7 protein-coding genes are annotated in these 8239 nt (G+C 62.8%); 3 read left to right on the top strand and 4 right to left on the bottom strand.

Going from position 1 to position 8239, the window contains the following annotated elements; translation table 11 throughout:
• From VIO10_RS14785 to VIO10_RS14770, 4 genes are all read right to left on the bottom strand, one after another.
• Positions 1-1559: FHA domain-containing protein (locus VIO10_RS14785; protein WP_331965871.1), on the bottom strand; the 1559-nt coding region annotated here is incomplete at its 3' end.
• Positions 1560-1600: 41 nt separating this feature from the next.
• Complete coding sequence (locus tag VIO10_RS14780; RefSeq protein ID WP_331965868.1) at positions 1601-2026, bottom strand: hypothetical protein; 426 nt, start codon at positions 2024-2026, stop codon at positions 1601-1603.
• A gap of 55 nt (positions 2027-2081) precedes the next feature.
• Positions 2082-3563, bottom strand: coding sequence for an FHA domain-containing protein (locus VIO10_RS14775; protein WP_331965865.1), 1482 nt, complete (start codon positions 3561-3563; stop codon positions 2082-2084).
• Positions 3564-3571: 8 nt separating this feature from the next.
• Positions 3572-4606, bottom strand: a complete 1035-nt coding sequence (locus VIO10_RS14770; protein WP_331965862.1) for a histone deacetylase — start codon at positions 4604-4606, stop codon at positions 3572-3574.
• Positions 4607-4751: 145 nt separating this feature from the next.
• On the opposite strand from VIO10_RS14770, the gene VIO10_RS14765 reads away from it, so the two are divergent.
• Genes VIO10_RS14765 through VIO10_RS14755 form a run of 3 tightly spaced genes read left to right on the top strand, consistent with a single transcriptional unit; the run spans position 4752 to position 8233 of the window.
• The gene (locus tag VIO10_RS14765; protein ID WP_331965859.1) at positions 4752-4970 is read left to right on the top strand and encodes a Sec-independent protein translocase subunit TatA/TatB; all 219 of its coding nucleotides are present in this window, start codon (positions 4752-4754) and stop codon (positions 4968-4970) included.
• Positions 4971-4986: 16 nt separating this feature from the next.
• Positions 4987-5805 carry a twin-arginine translocase subunit TatC gene (tatC, locus tag VIO10_RS14760; protein ID WP_331965856.1) on the top strand — a complete coding sequence of 273 codons (819 nt, stop codon included), beginning with the start codon at positions 4987-4989 and terminating at the stop codon, positions 5803-5805.
• A 28-nt stretch (positions 5806-5833) separates the two neighbouring features.
• The gene (locus VIO10_RS14755; protein ID WP_331965853.1) at positions 5834-8233 is read left to right on the top strand and encodes a glycoside hydrolase family 15 protein; all 2400 of its coding nucleotides are present in this window, start codon (positions 5834-5836) and stop codon (positions 8231-8233) included.
• Positions 8234-8239 lie beyond the last annotated feature (6 nt).

Genomic DNA, 8239 nt, shown 5'->3' with positions numbered 1-8239 from the left:
CGTGGACGCGGCGACACCGGCCGCGGCGGTGGCGCGTTGGTCGGCTCGGTCACGGGCGGCGCGGTCGGCGCCGGCGTTGGAAACCTGGCGATCGCGGTGAACGTCGTCGCCGTCTCCGCGACCGTGAAGCTCCATGCATAGGTCTTATTTTTCGCGGTAATCGAGACCGAGTAGCGCGACCCGGGTCGAAGCGGCGCGCGCGGGACGATCATCACCGCACTTGAGGCGCGCAGATTCCAGCGGCCGAATTCCTGCCCGGTCGCGTTCTGATTGCGATAGCTTGGCGCGTCGAATGCGCAGTGCTCGATCGGTTTGCCGTCCTCCATCAACGAATGCGCGGAGAGTTTCGTGCCCACCAGCCGCCCGATTTGCAGCGTGATTGGAAGCCCCACCGGCCGTTCGTAGCCGGGGCAGCTCGCCAGCGGGTCGGGCGCCTCGAGTCCGATCCAATCCAGCGACACAGCGGCACCGTCGGGTGGAAATTCTATCGCGCGCGGATACGGCTTCTCTTCCTCGGGCGGTGGCGGCAATCGCAGCGCGGCGACCCAGCATTCGTCGCTCGAGGCCTCGCCGAAACCGGCCTCTGCCAGGAAAGGATCGAGCATCGCGAGGCGATGAAACGGGCCCTCGATCCAATGATCGATCTGCTGCCCGGCCTCGAACGAACTGCAGCCCCACGCGAGCTGGAGGTTTCGCGCCACGCTCGCGCCATTTGCCGAGTAGCCGCTCCTGCCGGGCTTCTCCTGGTACGCCTCCGCGCCCATCGGCTTTGCACTGCGCATGTCTTCGCCGAAGTTGAGCAGCAGGTAGCGCGTATGCGCCGCGGCAGCGGCACTCAGCTCGGAGTTATCGCGAATCGGATCGAGCCCAAGACCAGAGCGGTAAAAGTTGATCCGCTCCAACCATGCCATCGACGACGACGCGGATTCATCGGTGGCCGGTGACGACGCGGGTAAATTCGGCGTCGGCGACGGCACCGCCACGCTGGCAGCATAAACCGCAGCCGGCGGATTCGTTGGGCGTGCCAATGAAGCTGCGGGAGTCGGCGCGCTTGCAAATCTGGTCGTCGGCGCATCGACACGCTTTGAGGTGGCGTGCGAATCCGCCCATGCGACAATCTCCGCGACCGTCGCGCGGGAAACCAGGCCCCATTTCCCGAAATGATCTGCCAATCCGACTACGACAAGTGCTGCGACAACCGCACCGGCACGCAGGTTCTGGCGCCAACGTCGCCGCTTGAGCGCGTCCGGATCGATAAATCGGTACGGAACTGCAACGCCAAAACGGATATTGTCGCCGTGCTTGAGCTCCTGCTTGCGGCGAATCCGCCGTCCATTGACAAAGGTGCCGGCCGCCGACTTGAGATCGACGACATAGTAACGGCCGCGCGAGTATCTAATGGTCGCATGACGATCGGCTACGCTCGCATCCGCGACTCGCAGTCCCGACCCTTCCACGCTGCCTATCCCCGCTTCATCCCGCCCAAGCAGCAGCAACCGCGTGCCCGGCGTCTCGCGATCCACCGCCAGCAGACGTGCGGCCTGCGCTCTCCTCAGCATTTGCGGTTACTTCCGCGCGGGCCGCTCAAGCCCGCAGCCATCTAGAAGATAAGCGCGTCGCCCTTCGAGGGGGGCGCTGTGGGAGTTTCCGTGCAGTACGGCGCCAGCCCCGTCGCGCTGCTCGCCGCCCTCTCCGCCAGCAGCTTATTGAGATCTTCCTGACACCGATTCTGCCCGGTTTGATAGTAGCGGTACCGGTAGGCTTTGACCGATTCGTGCGGCGGCTCGACCAGAACCGGCCCGCTCACCTTCGACGCTTCCTCGGGCGTGAATCCCACTTCGCTCGGAGTCAACGGGGCAGGAGGCGTTTTGGATTTCCAGATTGGCACCCCCGGCAAGCCCACCGATTGCAGGTTGCCCTGCTGATCTTCGGTCCACTCAAAACATCCGGCGAGCGCGCAGCAGCAGATCGCCACCACCACTAATATCACGCGTCTCACGACAACCGTCGCCCTCTTTTTGCTCATCGGGGGAGAATTGCCGCCCCCCCCTCGATAACCATCGGTTAACAGGCGCACTACATCACGGACGTGTGGAAAAAGTCCAGTCGTACTGCTTTCCGTTCGCGCTCATCGACACCGCGTACTTCGCGCCCTTGTCAAGCGGCGCGCGCGGAATCAGCACGACCGTGCCGTAAGACTTCAGAACGTTTCGCCCCAGTTCTTGTGAGTATCCATCGGGATTCGAGTAGCTAGTCGAATCGAACCCGCATGCTTCGACTGCGGTGCGGCTGCCGTCGGCGTTTTCCCGCGCGATTGAGTATTCGCCCAGATGAGTATCCATCCAGGCGCCGAGTTGTAGTGTAATAGCCAGTCCGCTGGGTGGCTCGTAGCCGGGACAGTTGGTGCGCGGATCGGGCCATTCGTTGCCGAACGACCTTATCGCGACGGTTGCGCCGTCAGGAGGAAACTCGATCGGCCCGCTCTCCGCCGCGCCCGCCGGCAATTTCCGCTGCGTGCCGTTCAATAAGTTGAGTCCCGCGGCGCAGGCTCCCGACTCGCAGTAGATTCCGAAGCCTGCGCTGGTCAGTCGCGGATTGAGGATCGGCATGCGATGGAACGGTATCGACATCCATCCGTCGATCGACCACACCGGCGAGCCCCATCCGCGTGCGTCCGAGGTGGCGCTCGCATCGCTGGACACCCCTCGCATGGACCACACGTCCATGTCGCTGGCCTTGGCCGCCTCGAGTCCTTCGGGCGTAAAGTATGGACTCCCCGGATCCTCGGTATGCATCTCGGTGCCGAGGCCCCCGTGCTTGATCGTGCCGTGGTAGTTCTTGACGACGTACATAGTGTGCGCGCGATCGCCCTTGCTCAGCGCCGGATCTTCGACTATCGGCGCCAGCTTCACCATCGCCCGATAGTAGTTCACTCGCCTTAACCATTCGGGCTCGACTACTGCGGGAATCGCCGGCGACGCTGGCGTTGAAGTTGCCTTTGCTTGCAAGTTGGCCGATGCCGACTGAGTATTGGCCGCCGAAGGCGCGGAACTGGACCGGCGCGGCGAAATCCATGCGCCGATTGCCGACGCGGCGGGTCCGATCTCGCTTCGGTAGCGAACTCCCGCGAATCCCGCGACGAACATCGCGGCCAGAATCGCAAGCCGCCGCCCCAGCCGGCTGGGGGCGCGCGGCGCCCGCGCCGGCGCCGGTATCGGATCGCCCGCAGCGATAAAAGCAAAACGCGCAGAGCCGAATTTGATCTCGTCGCCGCGCTTCAGCGCGATCGGTTTGCGCACTCGGCCACCGTTGACGAACGTGCCGTTAGTCGAGCCGAGGTCCGCCAGCTCGAAGCGGCCAGGCTTGCGCGTAATCGTGGCGTGACGGCGCGATACCGTCGTGTCGTCGAGCACTACATCGTTCGACGGATGGCTGCCAATGGCTACTGTCTGCTTGTCTAGTGGGTATTCATGCGAATCGGAACTGCCTATTGAGGCGAGACGGCTACGCGCGCTCCCGTTCTCGGCCGGGACGTTGTCCGCAGAGCGTTGCTTTGGCGGCATCGATCGCCCTAGCCCAGATTCCAGAAGCGGCCGACGTCTTGCGCCGCCCGCTCGATCATCGGCATCACCCGGTCGCCGCCATCATCCGGGCGAATCGGCTCATCGGCGTCGCGTCCAAATTCGTCGATCACCGCGCGTCCCGACTCCGCGATTGCTTCGAGGTCGTAGCCGCCTTCGAGCGCCGCGACCATCCTCCCGCCGCAGCATTCCGCGGCCAGCCGCTTCACCCGCCGCGCCATCGCTGCAAATCCCGCCTCGGTCACGCGCATCTGCGCGAGCGGATCGCGGAAATGCGCATCGAAACCGCATGAGACGAGTATGAACTCGGGATTGAAATGGCGTCCGATCGGCATTATCAGGCGATCGAACACGCGGATATACTCAGCGTCGCCGAATTCCGCCGCCATCGGCGCATTCACGGTGAATCCCAGTCCGGCGCCGTACCCGATCTCGTGGAGCGAGCCGGTGCCGGGGTATTCCGGGAACTGGTGCGTGGATACGTAGAGCACTTCGGGCGATTCGTAAAACATATCCTGCGAGCCATTGCCATGATGGACGTCCCAGTCGACGATCATCACCCGCTTGAGGCCGCGTTTTTCGATTAGCCACTTCGCCACGATTGCAACATTATTGAAGAAGCAGAATCCCATCGCGCGATTAGGCAGTGCGTGATGCCCTGGTGGCCGAACAATAGCAAATCCATTATCTATTGCTCCGTCCATCACGGCCTCGGCTGCCGTAAGCACGCCGCCTGCGGCCAGGATCGCGGTCGCGTACGAGTCGCGCGAGCTATGCGTGTCCGGATCGAAGTCGAACCGATCGATCGACGCCGTCCGCGCGACCGTCGCGATATACTGAGGGACATGGCAGCTCGCGAGTTCCTCGTGCGTCGCTTCGCGCGGCGCCATGAATCTCAGATCCGGCCGCGTGAGCGACTCCGCCATCTCGATCATGACCTCGGCGCGCGCCGGACGCTCGGGATGCGCCCGGCCGGCGAAGTGCTTCAGGTAGCGGCGATCCGCGACGACCCCGGTTTTAAGCATCGTTGACACCCCGGTCGGGTATAATGATTAACTGGCATGGAGCAGGCGCGGTTGCGCGGAATTTTTCCGCAGCGCGCAAAGTCATCGAATTGCGCTGGCCAGTACGCCGGACGGTCATCGAAGTTTGGACCTTTTTGAAATAGTTTTGATCCTCGCGATCGCGCTGATTGTCGTCGGCCCCGAACGCCTGCCCGAGGTTATGCGCACTGTGGGAAAAATTTTGCGCGAGCTGCGTCTGGCGAGCAATACCGTCCTCCACGAACTGACCGAGGTGCTCGACGAGCCGCCCGCCAAACTGCCGCCGCCCGCGCCCATCGCGCCCCAGTCCGGGCCGCCCCCCGTCCGGCCGCCCGAGAACAAATAGCCGGTCATCCCGCACTGTGGCTAGCGAGGATATCACACCGCCCGCGCCCATCGAGGAGACGCCGGAACAGGCGCGGATGCCGCTGGTCGAGCATCTGCAGGAACTGCGCACCCGGCTGATTCGCGCCTTCATCGCCATCGGCGCCGGCTTCGTCCTCGCGTATGCGATCAGAAATCCGCTGTTCCGCATGCTGACCTGGCCGATTCGCGAGGTCTCGGGCGGCAAGGTGCTGCTGATCGGCACCGGCGTCGGCGAGGCGTTCTACACCGAGATCAAGGTTGCGCTGATCGCCGGACTGTTCATCGCCAGTCCCGTAGTCTTTTACGAAATCTGGAAATTTATCGCGCCGGGTTTGTACGAAGCGGAACGCAGGATGGCCAGGCCGTTCGTCTTCTTCGCGACGATGTTTTTCGTGCTCGGGGGATATTTCTGCTGGGCCGTCGTCTTCAGAGTCGGCTACGCATTTTTCCTGGCTCAATACGCGTACATCGGAGTCACCCCGACCATCCGCATCAGCGAGTACCTGGCGTTCTCATCCAAGCTGCTGCTCGCGTTCGCGCTCACGTTCGAGATGCCGATTTTCGCGTTTTTTTTCACCAAGCTCGGGATGATCGACTACAAGATGATGTTCAGCTACTGGCGCTATGCGATCGTCGCCATCTTCGTGGTCTCTGCGGCTCTGACTCCGCCCGACGTGATCTCGATGTTCCTGCTCGCGATTCCGCTGGTGCTGCTATACGCGATCAGCGTCGGCGTCGCCTGGATGTTTCGCCTGAAGCCCGCGGAAAATCCGGCCGCGACAACAACGAAACCCGAACAACCCGAAACGGTCTGACCCTTTAGGCGAATCGATCAGAGGGTTTATGGCAATAATTCTGAAATCTCCGGTCGCCACCGGCGCACCCGGAATCCCGCCGCGATGGACCCGCAGCGCCAAGGATGCGGTCTGCACCGCCTACTCCTCCGGAAGCCATCTATGGTTCACCACCTCCGTCGGCGTCGTCAACGAGATTTATTTTCCCACCATCGATCAGCCGCAGGTCCGCGACCTCCAGTTCCTAATCACCGACGGCGAGACCTTCTTCCACGAAGAACGCCGCAATCTCGATTCCACCACCGAGTACCTCGACGCCACCGGCCTCGGCGTGCGAATCGTCGGCCATTCGCCCGATGGCCGCTATCATCTCTTCAAGGAAGTGATCACCGATCCGCATTTGTCGACCCTGCTCATCAACACCCGGCTCGAGGGCGACCCGGAGCTGCTCAAAAAACTGCACCTCTACGTCATGCTCGCGCCGCATCTGTGTGTCGGCGGATGGGGTAACAACGGTTACCTGGCCGAAATCGTCGGGCACGAGTTCCTGACCGCGAACAAGGACGACGTATGGCTGGCTTTGGGAGCCACAGTGCCATTTCTCAGGGCTTCGTGCGGATACGTCGGAAATACCGATGGATGGCGGGACATCAGCGACAACTTCGAAATGGATTATCAGTTCGCCGCCGCGCTCGACGGCAATATCGCGCTGACCGCCGAGATCGATTTGCGCAAGGGCTACTCTTTCACCCTTGGGCTGGGCTTCGGCCGCAAGCTCAATCGCGCCGTGACTACTCTCTATCAGTCGCTCGCCGAACCTTTCCCCAAGCATCGCGCCCGCTTCCTCGAGCAATGGCGTCGCGCGTCGCACCATTTCCTTCCGCTTGAGAAATTCTCCGGCGACGGCGGCGCGCTCTATCGCCGCAGCCGCGAGCTGCTGCTCGCCCATGAAGACAAAACTTATCCCGGCGCGATCATCGCTTCGCTCAGCATCCCCTGGGGCGAGGCCAAGGGCGACGAGGACCTTGGCGGCTACCATCTGGTGTGGACCCGCGACATGGTCAACAGCGTGATCGGATTGGCCGCTGCGGGCGAACTCGCCACCGCGCTGCGCGCCCTGATCTATCTCGCCTGTGCGCAGCGCCCCGACGGCGGCTTTCCGCAGAACTTCTGGATCGACGGGAGGCCCTACTGGAACGGGATTCAGCTCGACGAAGTTTCGTTTCCGATCCTGCTCGCGGGGCGGATGCACAAACACGGCATGCTTGAGGATTTCGATCCGTATCCGATGGTGCTGCGGGCAGCCCACTTTCTAATCGACAACGGATGCGCCACGCCGCAGGAGCGATGGGAAGAAAACGCCGGCTACTCGCCCTCGACGCTTGCGGCAAATGTCGCCGGATTGATCTGCGCGGCCTGCTTCGCTCGCGACCGCGGCGACCTGGTGACCGCGCAATTCCTCGAGGAGTATGCCGACTTCCTCGAGGCGCACATCGAAACCTGGACCGTCACCAATCAGGGCTTCCTCGTCCCCGGCGTCAAGCGCCACTACGTCAGGATCAATCCCATCGACGTCGGCGATCCGGACGCCGACGAAAGCATCGACGGCAAGCGCGTCTTCATTCACAATCGCGCACCCGGCGCGCAGGCTGAATTCCCCGTGGCGGAGATCGTTGACGGCGGATTTCTCGAGCTGGTCCGCTACGGCATTCGCAAAGCCGGCGATCCGCTGATGGAGGATTCGATCCGCGTCATCGACGCCGTGCTGAAGACCAACTTCCCTGCCGGTCCGTGCTGGCGGCGCTACACGCATGACGGCTATGGACAGCTTGACGACGGCGGCCCGTTTATCGGATGGGGCCGCGGACGCCCGTGGCCGCTGCTGACCGGTGAGCGCGGGCATTACGAACTCGCGGCGGGTCGTGACCCGACGCCCTATCTGAGAGCGCTGGAACGGTTTGCGAATTCGACGCAGTTGCTGCCCGAACAGATCTGGGATCAACCCGACATCCCGCACGAGCTGCTCAGGTATGGCTACCAGACCGGCAGCGCGACTCCCTTGATGTGGGCGCATGCCGAGTACATCAAGCTGCTGCGCTCGGCCTCGGACGCGCGGGTCTTCGACCTGATCGACGAAGTCAAAGACCGCTACCTGAAGCTCGGACGAAAGCCGAGCCGCCTTCGCGTCTGGAAATCCAACCGGCGCGTCAGGTCGGTTGCACCCGGCGACCGCCTGCGCATTCAGGCCACTGGGCCCTTCACGCTTCACTGGTCCAACGACGAATGGCGGCACTTCAACGATAGCGGGTCGAATTCAACGCCGATCGGCTTCGATTACGTTGACATCGATATCGGCGCAGGCCAGCGCGCCCCGGTTCGCTTTACGTTCAACTGGCGCGAGACGCGCAATTGGGAAGGCCGCGACTACGCCGTCGCAATCGCCAGCTAGCGTATA

Origin of the sequence: Candidatus Binatus sp., from assembly GCF_036567905.1 — a bacterium.
GTDB lineage: Bacteria > Desulfobacterota > Binatia > Binatales > Binataceae > Binatus.
This window is presented reverse-complemented; position numbering and strand designations above follow the sequence as displayed.

What these genes read in the sequence shown, in the direction of transcription:
- VIO10_RS14755 (WP_331965853.1), top strand. Translation starts at nt 5,834, where the DNA reads ATGGCAATAATTCTGAAATCTCCGGTCGCCACCGGCGCACCCGGAATC.
- VIO10_RS14770 (WP_331965862.1), bottom strand. Translation starts at nt 4,606, where the DNA reads ATGCTTAAAACCGGGGTCGTCGCGGATCGCCGCTACCTGAAGCACTTC.
- VIO10_RS14775 (WP_331965865.1), bottom strand. Translation starts at nt 3,563, where the DNA reads ATGCCGCCAAAGCAACGCTCTGCGGACAACGTCCCGGCCGAGAACGGG.
- VIO10_RS14780 (WP_331965868.1), bottom strand. Translation starts at nt 2,026, where the DNA reads ATGAGCAAAAAGAGGGCGACGGTTGTCGTGAGACGCGTGATATTAGTG.